At 71.0% G+C, this 21,377-nt stretch carries 24 protein-coding genes and 2 pseudogenes; 12 read left to right on the forward strand and 14 right to left on the reverse strand.

Translation table 11 applies throughout. The annotated features are described in order from the left end of the window. Positions 1–12 precede the first annotated feature (12 nt). Complete coding sequence (locus tag NLX86_RS16670; RefSeq protein ID WP_254372496.1) at positions 13–195, forward strand: hypothetical protein; 183 nt, start codon at positions 13–15, stop codon at positions 193–195. A gap of 16 nt (positions 196–211) precedes the next feature. Here the strand turns inward: NLX86_RS16670 and NLX86_RS16675 are convergent, their stop codons facing one another. The 7 genes from NLX86_RS16675 to NLX86_RS16710 form a co-directional block, all read right to left on the reverse strand. Then, positions 212–829, reverse strand: a complete 618-nt coding sequence (locus tag NLX86_RS16675) for a phosphatase PAP2 family protein (protein ID WP_254372497.1) — start codon at positions 827–829, stop codon at positions 212–214. Next, positions 826–2,010 carry an MAB_1171c family putative transporter gene (locus NLX86_RS16680; RefSeq protein WP_254372498.1) on the reverse strand — a complete coding sequence of 395 codons (1,185 nt, stop codon included), beginning with the start codon at positions 2,008–2,010 and terminating at the stop codon, positions 826–828. The genes NLX86_RS16675 and NLX86_RS16680 overlap by 4 nt, the downstream gene beginning before the upstream one ends. Positions 2,011–2,018: 8 nt before the next feature. Continuing rightward, entirely contained in the window at positions 2,019–2,606 is a 588-nt protein-coding gene (locus tag NLX86_RS16685; protein ID WP_254372499.1) for a hypothetical protein, read from the reverse strand. 182 nt (positions 2,607–2,788) lie between these two features. Further along, positions 2,789–3,304, reverse strand: a complete 516-nt coding sequence (locus NLX86_RS16690; RefSeq protein WP_254372500.1) for a helix-turn-helix domain-containing protein — start codon at positions 3,302–3,304, stop codon at positions 2,789–2,791. Positions 3,305–3,619: 315 nt separating this feature from the next. Beyond that, complete coding sequence (locus NLX86_RS16695) at positions 3,620–6,097, reverse strand: SpoIIE family protein phosphatase (protein WP_254372501.1); 2,478 nt, start codon at positions 6,095–6,097, stop codon at positions 3,620–3,622. A gap of 249 nt (positions 6,098–6,346) precedes the next feature. Continuing rightward, on the reverse strand, positions 6,347–6,877 hold the full coding sequence (locus NLX86_RS16700; protein WP_254372631.1) for a DUF6584 family protein: 531 nt from the start codon (positions 6,875–6,877) through the stop codon (positions 6,347–6,349). Positions 6,878–7,256: 379 nt separating this feature from the next. Then, positions 7,257–7,598 (reverse strand): hypothetical protein, encoded by a 342-nt coding sequence (locus tag NLX86_RS16710; protein WP_254372502.1) that lies wholly within the window; start codon positions 7,596–7,598, stop codon positions 7,257–7,259. A 176-nt stretch (positions 7,599–7,774) separates the two neighbouring features. On the opposite strand from NLX86_RS16710, the gene NLX86_RS16715 reads away from it, so the two are divergent. From NLX86_RS16715 to NLX86_RS16735, 5 genes are all read left to right on the forward strand, one after another. Then, positions 7,775–7,969, forward strand: a complete 195-nt coding sequence (locus tag NLX86_RS16715; RefSeq protein ID WP_254372503.1) for a hypothetical protein — start codon at positions 7,775–7,777, stop codon at positions 7,967–7,969. Positions 7,970–8,043: 74 nt separating this feature from the next. Further along, complete coding sequence (locus tag NLX86_RS16720; protein WP_254372504.1) at positions 8,044–8,850, forward strand: GNAT family N-acetyltransferase; 807 nt, start codon at positions 8,044–8,046, stop codon at positions 8,848–8,850. A gap of 10 nt (positions 8,851–8,860) precedes the next feature. Beyond that, positions 8,861–9,361, forward strand: a complete 501-nt coding sequence (locus NLX86_RS16725) for a GNAT family N-acetyltransferase (protein ID WP_254372505.1) — start codon at positions 8,861–8,863, stop codon at positions 9,359–9,361. A gap of 123 nt (positions 9,362–9,484) precedes the next feature. Further along, positions 9,485–9,859 carry a YkvA family protein gene (locus NLX86_RS16730; protein WP_254372506.1) on the forward strand — a complete coding sequence of 125 codons (375 nt, stop codon included), beginning with the start codon at positions 9,485–9,487 and terminating at the stop codon, positions 9,857–9,859. An 11-nt stretch (positions 9,860–9,870) separates the two neighbouring features. Continuing rightward, on the forward strand, positions 9,871–10,116 hold the full coding sequence (locus NLX86_RS16735; RefSeq protein WP_254372507.1) for a DUF5133 domain-containing protein: 246 nt from the start codon (positions 9,871–9,873) through the stop codon (positions 10,114–10,116). Positions 10,117–10,189: 73 nt separating this feature from the next. Here the strand turns inward: NLX86_RS16735 and NLX86_RS16740 are convergent, their stop codons facing one another. The 4 genes from NLX86_RS16740 to NLX86_RS16755 form a co-directional block, all read right to left on the reverse strand. Then, positions 10,190–11,080, reverse strand: a complete 891-nt coding sequence (locus NLX86_RS16740; protein WP_254372508.1) for a S1 family peptidase — start codon at positions 11,078–11,080, stop codon at positions 10,190–10,192. Between the two features lie 632 nt (positions 11,081–11,712). Next, positions 11,713–12,762: a YeiH family protein gene (locus NLX86_RS16745; RefSeq protein ID WP_254372509.1), complete on the reverse strand. Its 1,050-nt coding sequence runs from the start codon at positions 12,760–12,762 to the stop codon at positions 11,713–11,715. Continuing rightward, complete coding sequence (locus tag NLX86_RS16750) at positions 12,762–13,325, reverse strand: cysteine dioxygenase family protein (RefSeq protein WP_254372510.1); 564 nt, start codon at positions 13,323–13,325, stop codon at positions 12,762–12,764. Before NLX86_RS16750 ends, NLX86_RS16745 begins: the two co-directional genes overlap by 1 nt. 105 nt (positions 13,326–13,430) lie before the next feature. Further along, positions 13,431–14,336, reverse strand: coding sequence for a LysR family transcriptional regulator (locus NLX86_RS16755; RefSeq protein WP_254372511.1), 906 nt, complete (start codon positions 14,334–14,336; stop codon positions 13,431–13,433). 94 nt (positions 14,337–14,430) lie between these two features. Here NLX86_RS16755 and NLX86_RS16760 point away from each other — a divergent pair, with 94 nt between their 5' ends. Further along, positions 14,431–15,609, forward strand: a complete 1,179-nt coding sequence (locus tag NLX86_RS16760; protein ID WP_374213895.1) for a pyridoxal-phosphate dependent enzyme — start codon at positions 14,431–14,433, stop codon at positions 15,607–15,609. Then, positions 15,606–16,232, forward strand: coding sequence for a transcriptional regulator (locus NLX86_RS16765; protein ID WP_254372513.1), 627 nt, complete (start codon positions 15,606–15,608; stop codon positions 16,230–16,232). The genes NLX86_RS16760 and NLX86_RS16765 overlap by 4 nt, the downstream gene beginning before the upstream one ends. 21 nt (positions 16,233–16,253) lie before the next feature. Here NLX86_RS16765 and NLX86_RS16770 read toward each other — a convergent pair. Next, positions 16,254–16,391 (reverse strand): annotated as a pseudogene (locus tag NLX86_RS16770) (peptidase); the annotation flags it as partial. Between the two features lie 168 nt (positions 16,392–16,559). Here NLX86_RS16770 and NLX86_RS35065 point away from each other — a divergent pair. Both NLX86_RS35065 and NLX86_RS16780 read left to right on the forward strand, forming a co-directional pair. Further along, positions 16,560–16,784: a sigma factor-like helix-turn-helix DNA-binding protein gene (locus tag NLX86_RS35065; protein ID WP_374213896.1), complete on the forward strand. Its 225-nt coding sequence runs from the start codon at positions 16,560–16,562 to the stop codon at positions 16,782–16,784. Continuing rightward, a pseudogene (locus NLX86_RS16780) lies at positions 16,723–17,022 on the forward strand (tannase/feruloyl esterase family alpha/beta hydrolase); the annotation flags it as partial. The gene NLX86_RS35065 and the pseudogene NLX86_RS16780, both read left to right, overlap by 62 nt. 16 nt (positions 17,023–17,038) lie before the next feature. Here NLX86_RS16780 and NLX86_RS16785 read toward each other — a convergent pair. Further along, entirely contained in the window at positions 17,039–18,436 is a 1,398-nt protein-coding gene (locus tag NLX86_RS16785; RefSeq protein ID WP_254372514.1) for an FAD-dependent oxidoreductase, read from the reverse strand. A 193-nt stretch (positions 18,437–18,629) separates the two neighbouring features. Between NLX86_RS16785 and NLX86_RS16790 the strand changes: the two genes are divergently transcribed. Next, positions 18,630–19,220, forward strand: a complete 591-nt coding sequence (locus NLX86_RS16790) for a TetR/AcrR family transcriptional regulator (RefSeq protein ID WP_254372515.1) — start codon at positions 18,630–18,632, stop codon at positions 19,218–19,220. A gap of 24 nt (positions 19,221–19,244) precedes the next feature. Here NLX86_RS16790 and NLX86_RS16795 read toward each other — a convergent pair whose 3' ends face one another. Continuing rightward, a complete protein-coding gene (locus tag NLX86_RS16795) occupies positions 19,245–20,474 on the reverse strand; it encodes a phosphatidylserine/phosphatidylglycerophosphate/cardiolipin synthase family protein (RefSeq protein WP_254372516.1) in 1,230 nt (409 codons plus the stop codon). Positions 20,475–20,613: 139 nt separating this feature from the next. Between NLX86_RS16795 and NLX86_RS16800 the strand changes: the two genes are divergently transcribed. Further along, positions 20,614–21,342, forward strand: coding sequence for a class I SAM-dependent methyltransferase (locus NLX86_RS16800; protein ID WP_254372517.1), 729 nt, complete (start codon positions 20,614–20,616; stop codon positions 21,340–21,342). Positions 21,343–21,377 lie beyond the last annotated feature (35 nt).

A 21,377-nucleotide genomic window follows, 5' to 3' on the forward strand; every position in this document is an offset into this window, starting at 1 on the left:
GAGGAGGCTCCCATGCCCGAGCCTGACGGAGGAACGACGCCGGACAGCGTGCTGCACACCGGGGCGGAGCACCCGGTGGACCCGGTGGATCTGGTCATGCTCTCCGGTCGCGAACCCACCCCGGAGCTGCTGGAGAAGGCCCGCCTGGCGCTGGAGAAGGAGGGCGCCGCGGCCGTCGAGAGGTATCTGCCGTAGACCGGGCCGGAGTCCCTCAGCGCAGCAGGGCGAAGGTCAGCCCGGCCACCAGCGCCCCGAGTGCGGTACCCGCGACAACTTGGGCCGGGGTGTGGTCCTTCAGCGCGATCCTCGACCAGCCGACCAGAGCCACGACCGGGTAGAGCGCCAGCAGCCAGGGACCGTAGGTGAGCGCGAGGATGATGACGCTCCCCGACGAGACCGCGGCGTGCACCGATACCTTCCAGGCCGTGGTGATCACCATGAGGACCACCAGCGTGGTCACCATCGCCGCGATGAGCGCGACCATCGCCAGCGGCGCCCCCAGGAGCGTCATCAGCAGCGTTCCGGTGAGGACGGAGGCGATGATGAAGACCATGACCACCAGGCGCTGCTGTTTGACGCCGAGGTGACGGTCGGCCCAGGTGCCGCGGCGGATGCCGAACTTGATGAACAGTACGGGGATGACGGCCGCGAAGGTGGCGCCGAACAGCCCCCAGCCGATTCCCGCGAGCCCGTCCACCTGCCAGCCGACGAGCAGGGTCAGCGCGATGATCCAGTTCTTCGGTTCGAGCCCGTCCGTGACGAGCCGGGCGGCGCGCGACTGCGCCGGGCGGGTCTCGTCGGTCGCTGTGGTGTCGGTGGTCGTGGTCACTGTGGCGCTGTCTCCCGGTCGGACGGTCCTTGGGGGGCTATGGGCTGGGGGATTGCGTGCCCGTCACCGGAGGCGAACTGCCGCACGACGTCGCCGCGGCGGGCGGTCTCGATCTGCCAGAGCCACCGTGCCTCGGCGTCGAGGTCGAGTTCGTCGCCCGACACGGAGTCCCGCCGCTCCACGCCGGTCAGGGGCGCACGGCCGGCGAGCTTGGCGCGGCGGGCCGTCTCGACCCAGCAGGCGTCGGCGAGAGCCGGGTGCGGCGCGGCGGCCTCCGCGTGGTCGCGCTCTTCCGCGGACGCGTACGGCTGGAGCGCGAGGATCGCGTCGCGGATCTCCACGACCCGGCGGTGCAGGCGCATCTGGAACTCCCGGCGGCGCAGTTCCTCGCCCAGGACCACTTCGGGGACCGCCGCCGTGAGATCCGCCCACAGGGGAGCCAGCCGCCTGAGGTAGAGCAGGTGCCGGCCGGCCCGCCAGGCGACCCCGACCGCGGGGACGGAGCTGCCGATCAGGATCAGGCCGATGGCGAGGTGCTTCATCGTGTCGGTGGCCGTGCTGACCCCGGCGTCGCTCCCGGCGTCAACGACACCGGCCAGCCGGAGGACCAGATACACCGCCCGGGTCAGCGAATAGGCGACGCCCGCCGCCGTGCCGGCGCCGAGCAGGCGCAGGCCGGTGCGCAGCCAGCCGGCGCCTGCATGCCTGCTGGAGCCCCAGAACAGCCAGGTGGCCGAGGCCATCGCGGTGCCCAGATAGGTGAACCAGACCATCAGGTAGACCGTGGCGGTCCCAGAGCCGGCACTGCTCTCGAAGAACTCCTCGGCCTCGGTCTTCCGTGGCATGAAGGCGAACAGGACAGTCAGCGCGAGCATGGTGGTGGCCGCGGCGCACAGGCGCAGCCGGGCACCGTTGCGCCCTTCGGGGCGCGTGATCGCGTACACGAATTCCAGTACGGCGGCCGCGGCGGTGATGCCCAGGAAGTGCTTCAACAGGGTGGAGAGGTTGTTCACCCCCGTGCCGCTGTCGATGGCCTGCATCACCTCCGGCCGCCGCAGCGTCATGGACAGGGTCAGCGCGGCGAAGGCGGCCCACAGCGTGCGCTGCTTGGAGGAGCGCAGCGCTGAGGGGCCGCGCCACAGGGCGACCAGCCACAGAAGGATCAGGACAGCGTTTTCCACGGGCACGCTCACGGACGGGAGTTGCGGATGGGATGGCCAAGGGCGTCGTTCAGCCGGTCCAGGACACCGGCGGCCTGGCCGGAAGCGGTTGGAGCCTCATCGGTGAGTACCCGGTCGCTGAGAATGGTCGCCAGGAGTTCGGCGTCCTTTTCCTCACTGTCGCTGTAACTGGTGCGGCCGAGGATGTGAAGCACCTGCTCCAGGTCGAGTTCGTCGTCCTCGTCCTCGTCGTCGGTGTGGGCCGAGGCGGTTTGGGCCGAGGCGTGCTCCCCGAGGAGCCTGCCGGCGTACGCGGGCCGCTCGGCATCCGGCGCCCCGTGCCCGAGGAGCAGGTGCGCGAGTTCGTGCAGCACGATCTGCAGCTTGTGCAGTGCGCTGGTCGCGGGCTCGAAGAAGATCAGGTCCGCGCTCTGGGTGGCCACCCAGACCCCGCACGGCATGCTGCCGTCCGGAGCGCCTTCGAGGGCGACCAGGCGCAGCGGGCGGCCGCGCTGGGCGGCAATACGGGCGCAAAGGACGTCGAGATCGAAAGGGCGCGGAATGTCGAGAGTGGCGGCGACTGCCTCACAGCGGGCGCGGCGGCGCGTCTTGTACATGCATTCCTCGCTGGCCGATGCGCAGTCCCGCTCCGTCCCCTTCGAAGCCTGTCGCGAATGAGTTCTCCGGCTCGGATCTTAGGTGACGGCACAGCTGTTCCTCAAGGCGGGGTGTGCCGACTGCCGCTGCATTTCGGTCAATTGGCAAACCTGCCCATAAGGCCCGAACGGCATCGAGATCGCTAGGAGCCGCCGTCCTGTCCGGCGGCCGGCGTGCCGCCCGGAGACTCGGGAAGACCTTCGAGTTTGCGTGCCTGGTCGATCACGCCGCGGATGGCGCGGAGGCTGCCGACGGACAGGCCGTTCATCCGTACCGCGACGTCCCGGACGTCACCGTTCTCCAGGACTTCCGCCAACTCCCGCTGGGCCCGGGTCAGTTCGACTCGCTCCTTGATCTTCGCGAGCTTGGCGTCGACCCGGCTGGCGACGGCGTCGTCGAAGAAGTACGTCACGGGCACGCCGAAGAAGCCGGCGATCACAGTGAGCGTGCTCACCTTCGGATCGACGATCTCGCCCTTGCGGATCTTCTGGATGGTGGCGTGCGACACGGTCGGGCCGTCCGGCCCCGCCTTCTTCTTGATCCCCTCGGCGATCTCCATGTAGCTGAGCGGGCCCCGGTCCTGGGGGTGGATCGTGCCGATCAGATGGTCGAGCTTCTGCGCGATGGTGCGCGGGCCTGCCGGAGTCGCCCTGTTCACTCGATCCCCCTTGCGGCCGGCACTGCGGTCGCCGACGGCGGCCGTGTTCACTCGAAGTTTACGGGCGAGGATACCCACCCCCGCAACGTAAAGTCTGCTTGACAGAAGTGGAACCCGCTCGGCATATTGCCTGTGGCCCGTAAAACAAAGTTGATGGGCGGCGGGGCGTACGTCACGGGGGTGCGTACGCCGCGCCGCCACGGGGGCGGGCCGGACGGGGGAGGCCGCGTGCGATCAGCGCGCGGGCCGTCCAGGGGGCGGCGCCCGGAGCACTCAGGTGCTCCGGGCGCCGGCACAACCCGCACCAGGCGGGGGTCAGTTCGTACGGGCGTCGTCGGAGGCCGGGGCCGGTCCCGCGGAGGGCAGGGTCTGTTCGGCCCAGATCGTCTTTCCGGTGGGTGTGTAGCGGGTGCCCCACTGCTGGGTCATCTGCGAGACGAGGAAAAGGCCCCGGCCGCCCTCGTCGTCAATGCCGGCGTGACGCAGATGAGGGGACGTGTGCCCGGCGTCCGAGACTTCGCAGATGAGGGTCCTGTCGCGGATGAGCCGTACCTGGATCTGCCCCGAGGCGTACCGGATCGCGTTGGTGACCAGCTCGCTCACCACCAGTTCGGTGGTGAACACGAGGTCGTCGAGTCCCCACTCCGTGACCTGTCCGGCGGCCGCGGCCCGGGCACGGCCGACCACCTCGGGGTCGGAGGGCAGCTCCCAGACGGCGACCTGGTGCCCGCCGAGCTTTCGGGTGCGTACGAGCAGCAGCGCGGCGTCGTCGTCCACCGCTTCCGGCAGCAGCGTCGCCACCGCCTCGTCGCACAGGTCGTCCAGCGGGCGTGTATGCCGGCTGAGGACCGCGCCGAGGCGGTCCAGCTCGTGGGTGATGTCCCGGTCGTGGGTCTGCACGAGGCCGTCGGTGAACAGGGCGATGAGGCTGCCCTCCGGCAGGTCCAGATCCGCGCTCTCGAAAGGCAGGCCCCCTGTGCCCAGGGGCGGGCCGGCCGGGAGATCCGGGGAGGAGACGGAGCCGCCCACGGGCTCGACGACCAGGGGCGGGGGGTGGCCGGCCCGCGCCATCCGGCACTGCCCGGTCACCGGGTCGTACACGGCGTACAGGCAGGTGGCCCCCAGCGCTTTGTCGTCGTCCGGCATCTCGCCGCCGTCCGGGCCGACGGCCGCCTGTTCGTGGGCGGTCTGCCCGACCAGGTCGTCGAGCCGGGACAGCAGCTCCTCGGGAGCCAGGTCCAGCTGGGCGAGCACCCGCACGCTCGTTCGCAGCCGCCCCATGGTCGCGGCAGCGCTCAGGCCGTGACCGACCACGTCCCCCACCACGAGTCCCACCCGCGCGCCCGAAAGGGCGATCACGTCGAACCAGTCCCCGCCGACGCCGGCCTTGTTGTCGGCGGGCAGATAGCGGAACGCCGGCTCCACCGCGTTCTGCTGCGGCAGCGTCTGCGGAAGCAGACTTCGCTGCAGCGTGAGGGCCGCGGTGTGCTCCCGGGTGAAGCGCCGCGCGTTGTCGATGCAGACGGCCGCCCGCGCGGCCAGCTCGTCGGCCAGTTCCAGCTCTCCGGAGTCGAACGGGGTGGGGTTCCGGTCCCGCGTGAAGGTCACCAGTCCCAGCGTGGCGCCTTCGGACCGCAGGGGTACGGCGAGCTGGGAGCGCAGCGGCGTCTTCTCCCCCGTACCGTCCGCACGGTCGTCGTTCGCCGCGCGCTCCAGCACCGGCCGGCCCGACGCCAGGCAGCGCGCCTGGGGGGAGTCCGGCGCGTAGTCGACCGGCGCCCGCTGTTCGGGCGTGCCGCCGCCCGGAGCCGTCGCTTCGCCCCCCGGCCCTCCCCACACCCGGATCACGCGGCTCGTCGGTGCGGTCCCCGGCGGCGTGGGCTCCGCACCTTCCAGCACCGCCTGCCAGAGGTCCACCGTGACCGCGTCGGCGAACCCCGGAACGGTCACCTCGGCGAGTTCCCGCGCGGTGCGGTCCATGCGCAGCGTCGTGCCCACGCGCTCGCCCGCCCGTACCAGAAGATCCAGTCGCTGCTGGGCGCGATAGTTGTCGGTGATGTCGAACGTCTCTTCGCACACGCCGAGCAGCGTCCCCCTGGTGTCCTGCAGCCGGTAGTAGGAACACGACCAGACGTGGTCGTGGTCGACGTCGAAAGGCGGGCGGCCGCGGTAGTGGAGGTTGCGGACGGGCTCACCGGTGGTGAGCACCTGACGCATCACCGCCAAGAGGGTTCCCGGACGGCCCTGCGAGAGGACTTCGCCGTGCGTCACCATGTCGTCGGGGCCCAATCCGATGTAGTCGGTATTGCCCATCTCCTCGTACAGAGCGGCGTTCGTCCACACCACACGCAGGTCCATGTCGTAAATGGCCAGACCGACGGGCGACTCGGTGGCGAGTCCGCGCAGCATCGACTGCTTCGCCTCCCACCGCTCCGTTTCCGCTTCATCGGCCACGGTCAGCAGCCGGGCGGCCCCGTCGCCGGCGTGGAAGAGCGGGAACATCGCCGCGCTCACGCGCAGGAGGCGTCCGTCCCGGTGCCGCACGCGCAGCTCGCCGCGGCGGAACGGCGTCTCGCCGGTCACATCCAGGGTGAGCGGATCCCCCGGCTCGGGGTCCATGAAGGCGGTGACGGGGTGTCCGAGCACCTCGCGCGGCGGATAGCCCAGCAGGTGCTGCGCCGTCGGGCTCCAGCCGATGACCGTGCCGTCGGCATCGAGGACAGCCGTGGCTGCTCGCGTGACATCGAGGGGGCCGCGGAAGTCGGCGTCCTCGGCTGCGTGTACCGGGCGCATGGCACCTGCCTTCTTCGTCCTCTCATGATCAGCCTCACGTCTGGGCCGCACAACCGTGCCGACGACGCGGCGCGGCTCGGTTCGGCTCGGTTCGGCTCGGCACAAAGTGAGGGGGCGGCTGGACATCCGCAGGTGCGAACGGTTTATGATTCACCTAAGTGCGGAAGTCGCGGTGGAAAGTTCCTGCGTCCGCACCGCCGACTGCCCCGGCTGGTCCCCCCGTCCAGCCGGGGCTTCTCTTTCTCACCGTCACGCGAGCAGGCCGATGACGTACCGGACGACGGCCACCAGCCCGACGCCCAGGAGCAAGGCCACGAGCGCGCAGCGGGAGAAGAAGAGGAACCCCACCCAGGCGCTCCCCTCGGACTCGGCCTCCTCCTTCGTACGGCGGCGCGGGCGCTCGTACGCGAGCCGCCGGCCGGTCTCCCGCTCGGCCAGCTTCCGCAGCTCACGCAGCCGCCCCGTGGCGACCGGCGTGGCCGCGTCCGACTCGGGGCCGACCCAGCGCAGTGCTCTCATCCGGCCCTCGGCATCGGCGAAGGTGCGCTCGAAGGCGGCGGTCTCGGCCGGCTCGCGGTGATCGCAGAGGTAGTTCCATCGCCCGGCCTGGTCCGCCTCGCCGAGCAGCCGGTAGACGGCGGCGAGCAGCTCCCGTACCTCCAGGTCCTGCGGGAAGGAACCCGCGAGGCCCAGGAGCCGCCGGCGGGCACGCAGCGCGCTCGCCAGGTCTCCGGCAGCGGCTTCGGTGGCAGCGGTACGCAGGGTCGACTCTCTCGGCATGGCCTTCGTGGTGCCGGGAAGGGGCGACCGCGCGCTCCTGATTGGTTCGGGGAGCCGGGCGCCGGGTCAGTACAGAGCCCGGTGACGAGAGCGAAGAACGCCTGCTCGTTGCCGGCCAACTCGGCTTCGGTGAGCGCCTGGTCCGCCTCGGCCATCGGAACGGTGAGTATCTGTACGGATGCCGGGCTCGCCGCCGGACCGGCGAGAACCGCGCGGGCGGTCCGCAGGAGCCGCAGATATGCCTGAGCCGCGGCGATTTCATGAGTGGTGGCGATCATTTCGGCTCCTGTCGGGAAGAGTCTGGACCTCCAGCTTCCCTGCCGGGTCTGACAACGGCCCCCGCCACACACACGAGTTGACCGCCGAACGTGCGGCCCGCTCAGTTTCCGCGCTGCCGGCGGCCGGTGCGTGCCCGTATGACCGCTTCCCGGTGGCGGCGCATCGGTACGTCGCGGTAGTCCACCCCGTCGACCGGCCTGACATGCGTGGAGGGCACGTCGAACTCGACATCGCTCGGTTCGGACACCTGCCTGCTGCCCAATTGCACGGCCGCCCACAGCGTCACCGAGACCCGGTACATCCAGGCGCCGGTATTCGCCTGCCAGCGCCGGTGCAGCCTGCCGAACAGCTCCTGGTCGTCATAGAGCACGATCTTGATCGGGGGAGTGGGTGGCGCGGCCGGTATCTCCCCGTCCGCGAGCGCCGGCCGTTCGTCTTCCATGACATCGGATCGTACCTCTGTTCGAATTGGTGCCGCACGGCCGCGCCGCCCCCGTTCACCCGAATGCCCACCGACGGGACGCGAGGCGGTGCGGACGCCGGTGCCGCGTCGTTGACCCGGGCGAGCGACCGCCCACCGGGGGCGGATCGCCGCCCGTCCCGGACCGGAGCCGCCCGATGGCCACCACCTTCCGTACCGCACTCGCCGCAAGCACCCTGGCCACGGTGTCGCTGCTGAGCCTCCCCGCCCACGCGCACGGCGAGCCGCAGGCCGACTCCGGACACACCAAGGTCGGGGTGATGCAGGAGGACCGGATCGACATCGCGGAGACCCTCGTCCAGACCGGGAAGCTCCTCGAAGCGGCGCAGTGAGCCGCAAAAGGCCGTAGCAGGTAGCCGGGAAAACCGGTTGGTGCCTTAAGTCCCTCCGATGCTCCAATGTGCGGATGGATCACGACGAGGTACTCGCCCTGTTCGTCCGGCAGATGCGGCGGGGTGCTCCGGCCGACGCCCCCGGGGCGCGGGTCGAGCGGGCCGACGACCTCGTCCGGCAGGTCGGCGCCGCCGGCGACGACTGGAATGGCGTCGTCTGGTCGGACCTGGACCGGGCCACGGCGGACGAGGCGATCGCGGCGCAGGTGCGGTACTTCACCTCACGTGGCCGCGCGTTCGAGTGGAAGCTCTACGCCCACGACCGGCCCGACGACCTGGCCGCCCGGCTGCGGGCGGCCGGGTTCACGCCCGAGGACGAGGAGACGCTGATGGTCGCCGAGATCAGCGGCCTGCCGACCGGTGTCGAACTGCCCGAGGGCGTCCGCCTCCATCCGGTGACCGAACCGGGCGACGTGGATCTCGTGGCGGACGTGCACGAGCAAGCCTTCGGTACGAGCAGCGCCGGCCTGCGGAACAGGCTGCACGCGCAGCTGGCCCGCAGCCCGGAGACGGTCAGCATGACCGTCGCGATGGCGGACGGCCTGCCGGTGTGCGCGGCGCGCATGGAACTCCACCCCGGCACCGACTTCGCCGGCCTGTGGGGCGGCGGCACCGTCGCCGCCTGGCGAGGCCGAGGCATCTACCGGGCCCTGGTCGCCCACCGGGCCCGTATCGCCGCCGACCGCGGCTACCGCTACCTCCAGGTCGACGCCTCCAGTCAGAGCCGCCCGATCCTGCAGCGGCTCGGATTCGTACCGCTGAGCACTACCACCCCGTACGTGTACCGGCCTGCCACGGATCAGCGCGCCACGGATCAGTAATACTCTCTGTATGACTTCGTCGATTACGAGCGGGGGCGGCGGGCCGCGCGGCGAGGCGCCGGTCATCAGGCGGGCGACCGCACGGGACGCGAAGCGGCTCACCCGGCTCGTACGGACCTCCCGCGCGTACGAAGGCCCGTACGCGCCGATGGTCGCCGGATACCGGGTCGGCCCCGACTACATCGAGACCCACGAGGTCTTCGTGGCGATTGGCGCCGATGACCGGCTGCTCGGCTTCTACGCACTCGTCCTCTCCCCGCCCGAGCTCGACCTGATGTTCGTCGCCGACGCCGCCCAGGGGCTCGGCATCGGCCGCCGCCTCGTCGAGCACATGACGGGCGAGGCGCGCCGCGCCGGACTCACGGGTGTCCGGGTCGTCTCGCATCCCCCGGCGGAGGGCTTCTACCGCAGCGTGGGCGCCGTACGGGTCGGCACCGAAGCCGCGAATCCGCCCGCGGTGATGTGGGACCGGCCGGAGCTCGTCATCCCGGTCGACGGCCACCGGCCCTGAACGGGCCGTCGGCCCTGAACCGTCACGCGTACGGGTGTTGAGGGCACGGGCCGCGATATCCCGGACCGTGACCGGGTACCCGGTCAGAGGACGTCGGGTGAGCCGGCCGAGCGGGGAGCGCCCATGAGTACCGAACTCCAGGTCGTCGTCGCGATCGTGGTGGTCCTGGCCGTCCTCACCCTTGGGCTGGTCATCGCCCTGGTTGTACGGATGGTGCGGGTACGCCGTGAGCTGCGCAGGGCGGGAGTTCCCGCCGGGAGCCGCTGGGCGTTCTGGGGCGCGCTGGCCTATGTGGTGCTCCCGGTCGACCTGCTGCCCGATCCCGTACTGCTCGACGACATCGGCGTACTGCTGATCGCCCTCAGGTCGCTGCACGCGACGGCGGACCGCGAGGGCGCGCCGCTGTCCCCGGCACCGTCCCCGGCGGCTTCGCCGGGCATGGAACTGCGTGCACGGGGCAGCCGGGTGGGGAGCGACCGGCCCCGCCCGCCGAAGTGAGGACTCCCACCGTGCTGTCGGCCCACCCCGTCATCCTGAAGAACCTCGTCGCGCGCTACCAGTCGCTCGCCGCGCTGCACACGGACACCGGAAGCCCGGCGAGGCGACGCGAGTTCGAGGACGTCGCCCACCTGCTCTGCGTGGCCACCGGTACGAGCGATGTCGGCGCCGCTCTGGGCGCCGCCCGCCACCGGCTCCCCGGCGCCCGTACGGCCGACGACTCGCTGGTCGGCGGCGCACCGGAGCGGGTCGTCTGAGCGGCCGGGCGGGTCAGCGCGAAACCGGCGGGTCCGCAGCTGCGGACCCGCCGGCCTGTTCAGCACATCAGTCTCAGAAGACGCTCACCCCGTAGGCGCTCAGCGCCTCGGTGACGGGCTGGAAGAACGTGGTGCCGCCGGAGGAGCAGTTGCCGCTGCCGCCGGAGGTGAGTCCGAGCGCCTTGCTGCCGGCGAACAGGGGGCCGCCGCTGTCTCCGGGCTCGGCGCAGACGTTCGTCTGGATCATCCCGTAGACGATGTCCCCGCCACCGTAGTTGACGGTCGCGTTGAGAGCGGTGACGGTGCCGCTGTGTACGCCGGTGGTGCTGCCGCTGCGCTTGACCGCCTGGCCGACTGTGGCGTTGCCGGAGCTCGTGATGTCTTGGTAGCTGCCGTTGAAGAGCCAGACCCGGCCGTCTGCGGCGGACGCGCTGGAGTGCTGGATGATGCCGTAGTCGTTCGTCGGGAAGCTGGAACCGGCGGTGGACCCCAGCAGCGTGGTCTGGGAGGAGTTGGTGTACCAGGTGCTGCCGATGTTGGTGCAGTGGCCGGCGGTGAGGGCGTAGTACGTGCTGCCGCTGCGGACGTTGAAGCCGAGCGAGCAGCGGCTGCCGCCCGTGTAGATGGCCGAGCCGCCCGCGATCAGCTTGCTGAACGTGCCGGGCGTGCGCTTGATTTCGAGGGCGCCGGGCCGGTCGCCCGCTGCCTTCCTGATCTCGGCCAGCTCGGCTGCCGAGACGGTGCTGTCCGCCGTGACGACCAGCTTGCCCGACGCCTTGTCCGCGTACCAGGCGGTGCCGGGCACATCTGCCGCGAGTACGGCGTCGCTCGCCTGGGCGAGCTGTGCGGTGGTGGCCCGGGCGGTGTCGGCGGGCTTGGCCGTGGCGGTCGGGGCGGCGAGTGCGGAGACGGCCAGCAGACTGGTCGCGACGGCGATCAGCGGGGAGAAGCGCTTGATGTTCACTACATCCTCCGATGGGGGGATCCGGGGCCCGCTGGGTGGGCGGGCCCGAATGCGGTGCGGCTGCCGGGTTGCGACGGATGGCACTGCCGTCATGGCCCTGACAAGCCGCGCCGATAGGAATACTCAACTCCGCTACGGTTCACGGCTAGATCGACTTCCGGACGCTACACGCGTCACTCGTGGGGCGTACCCATGCGTGGCGGGGGTCGGCGGGCGGCACCCGGACACCTCGCGCGAATCGAGAGCGCGGCGAGGGGTGACGCCCGTTTGCTGAAGCACGGTCGGTTGCCTCAAGTGGCAGAGGTGCCGGGAGTGTTGAGGGAGGCGACCGACTCCCCTAACTGGAACGCCATTTGCTGTTTCCGCTGCTGAGGGTTCACACCACCCCCGCGCTGCGTCACCGGCTCCAGGGCGTCCCCCGGACCCCGGAGTCCCGTACACATGCGGTGGCTCCCGCACATATGGCGCCCCGCGCCGGCCCGCGCGGAGCGCGGCTCGCGCCCGCCGATGACCGGCGAGGGCGGGGATCCACCGATCCGGTCGCGACCGGCGGAACCGCGTTATGCGTCAATCGCCACCGTTCGCCCGTCGGACATCCCTGTCCGGAATTCGACAGCGCGCGTCGCTTCCCCTCAGGCCGTCGTCAGCAGTACGCCCGCATACGACGCTCCCGCGATCACCACCCACGCGCTCAGCCCCAGCACCGCGATCCGGCCCCCGGTACGGGCCAGGGAGGGCAGATGGACCATGCTGCCGAGGCCGAACAGGGCTGCGGCGAGCAGCAGTTCCTGGGCGACGTGCGCCGTGTCGAGGGCGAGGTCGGGCAGCCGGCCGGTGCTGCGTACGGCGGCCATCACCAGAAAGCCGAGCACGAACAGCGGCACCGGTGCGGGGCGCTTCGCACCGCGCCCGGCGGTGTCGCCGGCGTACCGCCGGCGTCTTCGTACGGCCAGTGCCACCGCCGCGACGAGCGGCGCCAGCAGCGCCACCCGCATCAGTTTGACGAGCACGGCCTCGCCGAGCGCGCCGGGTCCGGCGGTCTGAGCCGTCGCCACCACCTGGCCCACATCGTGCACGCCGGCCCCCGCCCAGCGGCCGAACTGCGCGTCGGAGAGCCCCAACGGGTGCTGTACCAGGGGGAGTACGGCGATGGCGAGCGTGCCGCACAGGGTCACCAGGGCGACCGAGGCGGCCACGTCCTCCTCGTCGCTGTCTGAGACCTCGCTGACGGCGCCGATGGCGGATGCCCCGCAGATCGCGTAGCCGGCGGCGATCAGCAGCGGCTGGTCGCCGCGCAGTCCGATCCGGCGGCCCAGCCACCAGGTGCCGACGAAGGTCGCGGCCACCACGGCGCACACCATGGCCACCGTCGCCCAGCCGAGCCCGCGTATGTCGTCCAGGCCCAGCCGCAGACCGAGCAGGACGATACCGAGGCGCATCAGCCGCCTGCCCGCGAGCGACAGCCCGGAACGGCCGACGCCCCGCACCCCTTCTCGTATGCCTGGCAGATGCGCGGCGGCGATGCCGAGCACCACGGACGCGGTGAGCATCGGTACGGCGGGAGCGAGCCGGTGGACCGACCAGGCCGCGGCGACACCGAGGGCGGCGAGCGCGAGGCCTGGCGCGGCGCTGGGCGTGACCGCCCGGCGCCGCGCCAGGCGTCGCGCCGCGTGGAGCGTCATCAGCAGTCGGCCGGCAGCGCGTAGACGCGGCGCACACTGCTGCCCAGCCGGGCGATGTCGGCGCCGTAGACATGGAGGGAGATCGCCGTGGTCCGGCAGGAGTTGCGCACCCGGTGGATGTCTCCGGGCGGCGCGAAACCGCACACGTCGCCCTCCGCGTTGACCACGTCCCCGGTGGCGACCAGCCGGCCGGTGGTGCCGTCGGGCACCAGCCGGTAGCGGCGCTCGCTCTCCTGGCCCCGGTGAACTCCCGTGACGCACCACGCCACATGGTCGTGCACCGGGGTCCGCTGGCCGGGCAGCCAGACGAGGGCGACGACGGAGAAGCTGCCGTCCTGCTCGGCGTGCAGGATGTGCTGGCGGTACCGCACCGGATCGCCCAGGCACTGCTGCGGGAGGAGGAGGTCGGGCGTACCGAGATGGGGCGCCAGCCGTTCGCCGACCAAGGCGGCCGTCGGCGCGGGTGGCAGGCCCCGGTCGACGACGGCCCGTACCTCGGCGACGAAGGCGTCGAGCCGCGCGGTGCGGACGGTCGTGGCTCCGGGAACGGTCGGAGAGGTCATACCGGCAGCGTCAGGGGCCCCGGTCGGCCGCGTCCAACGACAGTCTCTTGGCCGGACACCAACTCCGGCTTATGGATGCGCGGACGGGACGCCACGGCGACACGTTCAGCAGCCCACCTTGTTGGCCGCCACCGTCCGCAGCTCGTCGAGCACGAGGGCGGTGGCCGGGATCCGCAGATGCTCCCGGAGTACGTACGCGCAGACGCGGCGGCGCGAGGCCGGGTCCAGTGGGCGCCCGGTGACCTTCCTGTGGCACAGGAAGGAGAGGACCAGAGCCGGCACCATGGCGACGCCGAGCCCCTCGGCGACCAGGCTCTGGACCACCAGGTTGTCGTCGGTGGCGAACGCGACGTCCGGCGCGAAGCCCAGCTCCGCGCACTCGTGCAGGAGGTTCGCGCGACAGCGCAGGCACCCGGCGATCCAGCGCTCGCCGGCCAGGTCGGCGAGTTTGACCGAGCGGCGCCGCGCAAGCGGATGCCCGGCCGGCAGGAGTACCGTCAACTGGTCCTCCATCAGCAGGATCTCCACCACCTCGTCCGGAACCTCCTCGTGCAGACCGGGATACGTGAAGGCGAGCGTGAGATCGCACTCGCCGCGCACCAGCCGCCGCAGCGACTCGGGCGGCTCGTCCTCCAGCAGCTCGACCCGGACGCCGGGGTAGCCGGCTGCCAGCCTGGCCAGCGCCTCGGGTATCAGGGTGGCGTTGGCGCTCGGGAAGGCGCACACGCGCACGCGGCCGGTACGCAGCCGGGTGAGGGCGGTGAGCTGCTGCTCGGCCGCGGAGAGGCTGCCCAGGATGACGTCCGCGTGGCGCACCAGCGTCTCGCCGGCCTCGGTCAGGCGCATCCGGCGGCCGACGCGGATGAACAGCGGGGTTCCCACGGCCCGTTCGAGCGCCTTCATCTGCTGGGTGATGGCCGGCTGCGTATAGCCGAGGGAGCGGGCGGCGGCCGAGTAGGACCCGGTCTCGACGACCTCGTGGAACGTCCGGATGTGCCGGGAATCGAACACGCCTCGGAGCATAAGCGGAGCTGTGGAGAGCGCAACGGGGCCTCGCATGCCCCTACGGTTGACAGAAAATCCAACTTTAGACAGTCTGGCCACCATGGAAGCGGCGGTGGAACACGAACCCTGTTACGTCGACGAACGGTCCGGCCGGACCTACCCGCTCGGCGAACCGCGCTGGCGCGGCGACGACGGTGCGCCCCTGACCGTGAGCCCACTGCCCGGCCTCACCCGCGACGACGTGGACTCCCGTACCCGTTCGCTGTGGCGCTACCGGGCGGCACTGCCGACGGACATCGCGCACCCGGTCTCGCTGGGCGAGGGCTGCACGCCGCTGGTCGAGAAGTCCTGGGCCGGCGAGCCGGTCGCGTTCAAGCTGGAGTGGTTCAGCCCGACCGGCAGCTTCAAGGACCGCGGCACCAGCGTGATGATCTCCCTGCTCGCGCAACAGGGTGTCACCGAGGTGATCGAGGACAGCTCCGGCAACGGCGGCGCATCCGTCTCGGCCTACTGCGCGGCGGCCGGAATCCGGGCCAGAATCCTCGCGCCCGAGTCGACCTCGCCCGCGAAGATCCTGCAGAGCCGGGCGTACGGCGCCGACGTCCAGCTCGTACCGGGCGACCGGGAGGCCACCGCGGCAGAAGCGCTGCGTCAGTCGGCCCACACGTACTATGCCGGCCACAACTGGCATCCGTTCTTCCTGCAGGGCACGAAGACGCTCGCGTACGAACTCTGGGAGGACCTCGGCTTCACCGCTCCCGACACCATCGTGACCGTGGCCGGCGCGGGCAGCACCGTACTGGGCTGCGACCTCGGCTTCTCGGAGCTGCTCGCCGCGGGTGCGATCGAACGACGGCCGCGGCTGCTCGTGGCACAGCCGGCCAACTGCGCGCCCCTCCACGCGAGCTTCCACGCCGGATCGGACACGCTCGTACCGGTCGACCACGCCCCGACCATCGCCGAGGGCGCGGCCATTCCCGAGCCCGTCCGGCTCCCCGAGGTGCTGCGGGCAATCCGGCGGTCCGGGGGAGACATGGCGGCGATCCCGGAGGCCGACATCGAATCCGCGGTCCGCCGGCTGGCCGGAATGGGGCTGTACGCCGAGCCGACCAGCGCGACCGCGGCCGCGGCCATCGAGGTCTTCCGGGCCAGGGGCGCGATCGGGCGGGGGCAGACCACCGTGGTCCTGCTGACCGGTTCCGGTATGAAGGCCCCCACCACCATGGGCCGCCTGTTCACTCCCGACGGCCGGGACATGACGGACGGCGGTGCCGAGTGAGCGACGCCGAGGACGAGCTGCTGCTGCGGGAGGCCGAGAAGATCGCCGTCGCTGTCGGCCGGATGTTCCCCGGCCTGTGCGAGGTCGTACTGCACGACCTCCGCGATCCCGCGCAGGCGATCCGGGCGATCGAGAACAACCTCTCCGGCCGCTCGGTGGGCGAGGCGGCCACCGAACTCGGCCTCGCCCGTATCCAGGACCCCGGCTACCCCGGGGTCATCCAGAACTACCCCAACCGCTTTCCGGACGGCCGCCCGGCGAAGAGCACGTCCATCGGCATCAAGAACAGCGCGGGGACCTATGTGGCTGCCCTCTGCCTCAACCTGGACGTGTCGCTCTTCGCCGGCGTTTCGAAAAGCCTCGCCAACCTGATCAGGACCGACGATCAGGCGCAGCCGTTCGCCGAGACGCTGCGTGCCCGGTCCGTCGAGGAACTGCGCACGGTGGCCGAGGAGTTCGCGGCGGCCCGTGCCCAGACGCCGCGCGGGCTCGACTCCGCCGCGAAGCGGGACCTCGTGCGTTCCCTGAAGGCCCAGGGGTTCCTCCAGGTGAAGCACTCCGTCCAGGCCCTCGCCGAGATCCTCGGCGTCTCCCGCGCGACGGTCTACAACTACCTGCGCTGAAGCCCGAAGACGTCGATGAGATCAGGAAGAGGCCTGCGCCTGGTCGTAGAGAGCCTTCGCCTCGTTGCCGAAGTACGGACCGAACATCCGGTTCGGCAGGAAGGTGTAGCCGAAGCTGTTCACCGAGGCATGCAGGCCCGTCCCGGTGGACTCGTTGAACTGATCCAGGTCGCGATTCGCCGTATGGCCGACCAGGTGCGCAGCGAGCAGGCGCGCCGCAACCGCGAGGATCTCGCGGCCCGGCGGGAACCGTCGGACCGGCAGGCGGCGCCGCCGGCGGACACCCAGGAGGCGGCGGACCGGGACGACACGCTGACCGTGCTGTTCATGTGTGCTCACCCCGCGCTGTCGCCCGGTGCGGCCGTCGCCCTGACCCTGCGATCGGTCGGAGGTCTCACCACGGCCGAGATCGCGCGCGCGTTCATGGTTCCCGACTCCACGATGGCGCAGCGGATCAGCCGCGCGAAGCAACGCATCAAGACCTCCGGCGTCCCTCGACGTACAGCTGCCCATCAGCGAGCAGTCCGACGTCTACGCCCGCATGGTGCGTGACGCGGGCCGGGGCGGACTGTTCCGCTACTACCGCGTCGAGGCGGGCACGCACGTCGACTCGCTCTTCGACACCTTCCCGGACCGGCTGCGGCCCCTGGTGCCGTGCCACCGCTCCGCCTTCGCGGCGCTGGAGGACTGGCTCCGCCGGGGTGAGAAGCCGCCGTCCAGCCGGACCCTTCCGCGTCCCGGCTCGGCGGACACCGCGTCGCTGCTGACGAGCTGCCCGCTCATCTCGTAGGCGGGTAATCAGCCGGTCACGAGCGGCCGGCGGACGGGTCCGCGGGGTCCGATGGAGGCGTGCCGGCTTCGAGCATCGCCTCCCGGTCGACGATCTTCACCCGCTCGCGTCCCTCGGCCGCTCCGAGCGCGCGCTCCGACTCGTCCAGGCGGTGCCATCCGTCCCACGTCGTGTAACGGACGCCCTTGCCGTCCAGGTGAGCGACAATCGCGTCCTCACCCGGGGCGGCGGGGGTTCGGAGGCGGTCGTTGCGGTGATCGTCGAGCAGGCAGGCGACGGTCTCGTTCGCGTCGCCCTTCGTGTGGCCGATGAGCCCGACCGGACCGCGCTTGATCCAGCCCGTCACGTACGTGGACCGCAGGTGCTCGCCGCCTTCGATCACGCGTCCGGCCTCGTGCGGGACGGTTCCGGTGAGGAAGTCGAAGGGCAGCTTGGCCAGCTCGCAGGACAGGTAGCCGACGGCACGGTAGACGGACTGGACGTCCCAGGTGCGCATCTCGCCCGTGCCGGCGACGTTGCCGGTGCCGTCGAGCCGCGTGCGCTCGGTACGCAGCCCGGTGACCCGGCCGTCCTCGCCGAGGATCTCGGTCGGGGACTCGAAGAAGTGCAGGAAGAGCTTGTGGGGCCGGTCGCCCGGATCCCGGATGGCCCAGTTCTCCAGAGTCGAGGCGACCATGTGCGCCTGCTTGTTGGCGCGCCGCGTGGCGGTGCTGCCCTCGTCGTAGTCGATGTCCTCGGGGTCGACGATGACTTCGATGGTGGGGGAGTGGTCGAGCTCGCGCAGCTCCATCGGGCTGAACTTGGCCTGCGCGGGGCCGCGTCGGCCGAATACGTGGACTTCGACGGCCTGGTTGGCGGCCAGACCCTCGTACACGTTCGGGGGAATCTCGGTCGAGAGCAGTTCGTCGGCGGTCTTCGCGAGAATGCGGGCCACGTCCAGGGCCACGTTCCCGACCCCCAGCACGGCCACCTTCCGCGCGTGCAGCGGCCAGGTGCGGGGCACATCGGGGTGGCCGTCGTACCACGACACGAAGTCGGCGGCTCCGAAGGAGCCTTCGAGGTCGATGCCGGGGATGTCCAGAGCCCGGTCTGCGTCGGCGCCGGTCGAGAAGACGACGGCGTCGTAGAACTCGTGGAGATCGTCGAGGCTGACGTCGTTCGGGTAGTCGACGTTTCCGAACAGGCGTATCTGCGGCTTGTCGAGGACCTGGTGGAGAGCCGTGACGATGCCCTTGATACGCGGGTGGTCGGGCGCGACGCCGTAGCGGATCAGGCCGAACGGGGCGGGCATCCGCTCGAACAGGTCGATGGACACGCCGGGATCGGCGGCGGCTTCGGACTTCAGCAGCGCATCGGCGGCGTAGATTCCGGCGGGGCCGGCTCCGACGATCGCGACCCGCAGGGGTCGGGGCATGGAAAGGTTCCCTTCGAGCGGGTCACAACTTGTCTCGTACGCCACCCTGGCAAGAGCCATGTGATTGTGGTAGTTCTCTGTCGCCTATGAACCCATAAGCGGGACCTATGGGCGGGCGCTCCCCTGGACCCAGTCGTGCTTGCAGGTGATGTACTCTGCCCGCAGTGATTCACTGCTGGTGGGGAGCCCCTTCGTGCGACAGAACCCGGCCCGGCGTACCGCGCTGCTCGACGCGGCCATCGAAGTCCTCGCCCGAGAGGGCTCCAGGGGCCTGACCCTGCGCGCGGTCGACGGCGAGGCGGGTGTGCCCACCGGCACGACGTCCAACTACTTCGCCAACCGCGCCGAACTGCTGGCGCAGGTCATGCACCGTACCCGCGAACGGCTGACCCCGGACGAGACCGAGCTCGCCGACACCATGCAGGCGCCGCCGTCCGCGGAGATGACAGCGACCCTGCTGCACCAGCTCGTCGACCGCATGCGCCGGGAACGCAGTACGCACCTGGCCATGCTGGAGCTGCGCCTGGAGGCCACCCGCCGCCCCGAACTGCACGCCGAACTGACACGGTTCTTCAGTGACCAGCTCGACGGCAACATCCGCTTCCACCTCGACGCGGGCCTGCCCGGCGACCGCACCGGCGTCGTGCTGCTCTATCTCGCCATGCTCGGCCTGATCGTGGACGACCTCACCGCACCCGATCTCCTGGCCCCGTACCCGCTCGACGACCTGATCGCCACCATGGTGGAACGACTCCTGCCGACGTACACCCCCAAGGCGCCATGAGCACCGGCCGCTCGACCCGGCCGGTCAGAGGAACCGGCGGATCGGGAACACGGCGACCTCCCGGGCCCGCTGCACGACCGAGCGCCGCTTCCAGCGGCCCGCCGTGATCTGCTCGCTCACCGCCACATCGTCCTCGAAGTGGCGGTCGAGGACTGCGGTGAACTCCTCGTCCAGGACCGCGAGCATGACCTCCTCGTCGTGGTCGAGGGAGCGGCGGTTGAAGTTGGTCGAGCCGATCAGCGCCGCGGTCCGGTCCACCGTGATGACCTTGGCGTGCATCATCGTCGGCTGGTACTGGAAGATCTTCACGCCGCAGGCGGTGAGATCCTCGTAGAAGTGCTGGCCCGCCAACTGGCAGACCCGCTTGTCCGTGTGCGGCCCCGGCAGCAGGATCTCCACCGTGACCCCGCGCCGCGCGGTCGCGCAGAGCAACTCGATGAAGTACGCGTCAGGCGCGAAGTAGGCCGTGGCGAGGCGCACCCGCTCCTCGGCCGACTCCAGCAGCACCCGGATCAGGGTCTGCATGTCCTGCCAGCCGAAACTCGCCGAGCCGCGCACCACCTGCACGATCGCACCGCCCTGCGGACGGTGCCCGATGAAACGGTCACGGTCGTCGAAGAGTTCCTCGTGGCACTCGGCCCAGTTCTGCGCGAACGCGGCGGCGATCCCGTCGACGGCCGGGCCGCTCACCTGTACATGCGTGTCCCGCCACTCGTGCTCGTTACGGGCATTGCCGCACCACTCCTCGGCGATCCCCACCCCGCCGGTGAACGCCACGCTCTCGTCCACCACCAGCACCTTGCGGTGGCAGCGATGGTTCTGCTTGAACGGGGACAGATACAGCGGCTTGCGGAACCACGCCACCTGCACCCCGGCCCGCTCCATGGCCCGCAGCTGCTCCTTCTCGATCAGCCGGCTGCCGAATCCGTCCAGCAGCAGCCGCACCCGCACCCCCTTGAGGGCGCGATCGGCCAGCGCCTCGGCGAACTGGCGGGCAACGTCTCCACGCCAGTACACGAACGTCATCATGTCCACCGTGTGCTCCGCCGAGCGGATGGCGGCCAGCATCGCGGCGAAGATCTCGTCCCCGTTACGCAACGGAACCAGGGCGTTGCCCTCGGTCGCGGCAATCCCGATCAACCGCTCCAGACGACGGCGTATGCGCGCCGCACGGTCCTCGAAGGACGCCGACGCCCCGTGCTGCTCACCGGGCGTCTGCGGGCTCCGCGCGGGCGGATTGTGCGTGCTCGTCATGGCGTCACCTGGGCTCGGGGTGGTGGACCGGCTGGGGCTCCCGGTGCCCGCTCCGGCGACCGGCACCAGCAGTCGTGAACGGGATCCTAGCCCGCGCAACCGCACGTGCATGCGAGCCGGGGCGGCTACGCTGTCTGCGATGTTCACCCCGCTCGGCCCCACCCTCCGCGAGCTCGCGGTCCAGGCGCTCTCCTCCATCGAGCGCGGCTACGACCTGCTCGCGCCGAAGTTCGACCAGACGCCGTTCCGGACCCCGGACCATGTACTGGACGCTGTCGCGCGTGCTCTCCGGGCGCTCGGGCCGTTCGACACCGGACTGGATGTCTGCTGCGGTACCGGCGCCGGCGTAGGAGTGCTGCGGCAGGTGTGCCGGGAGCGCGTCACCGGAGTCGACTTCAGCGCGGGCATGCTCGCCGCCGGCCGGTCCGCTCTGCCGGAGAGCGCCGATGCGCCGGTGGTGGACTGGGTACGGGCCGATGCCCGTGCCCTCCCCTTCGCACCGGTCTTCGATCTGGCCCTGAGCCTGGGGGCGTTCGGCCACTTCCTGCCGAAGGAGCGGCCCGTACTGTTCGCCCAGGTCCACGCGTCGCTCCGACCGGGCGGCCTGTTCGTCTTCCCTGTCGGAGCCCCGCCTCGGGCCGGCTCGCCGGTCTACTGGGCGATGTTGGGCTTCGATGCGGCGATGCGCGTACGCAATGCGCTGTGGCGTCCGCGCTTCGTCATGTACTACCGCACGTTCCGGCTCCCGGACGTACTGCCCGAGCTGGAGCGAGCCGGGTTCGAGGTGGAGCTGCTGCCCCTGACCGAGCTCGGCCGGCGTCCGGACGGCAGCCCTCGCTGCCGCCTCGTGGTGGCTCGGCGCACGTGAGCCCCACCCCGCACTCACGTGCACCGAATTACGGC

Origin of the sequence: Streptomyces sp. A3M-1-3, assembly GCF_024213665.1 — a bacterium.
Taxonomy (GTDB): Bacteria; Actinomycetota; Actinomycetes; order Streptomycetales; family Streptomycetaceae; genus Streptomyces.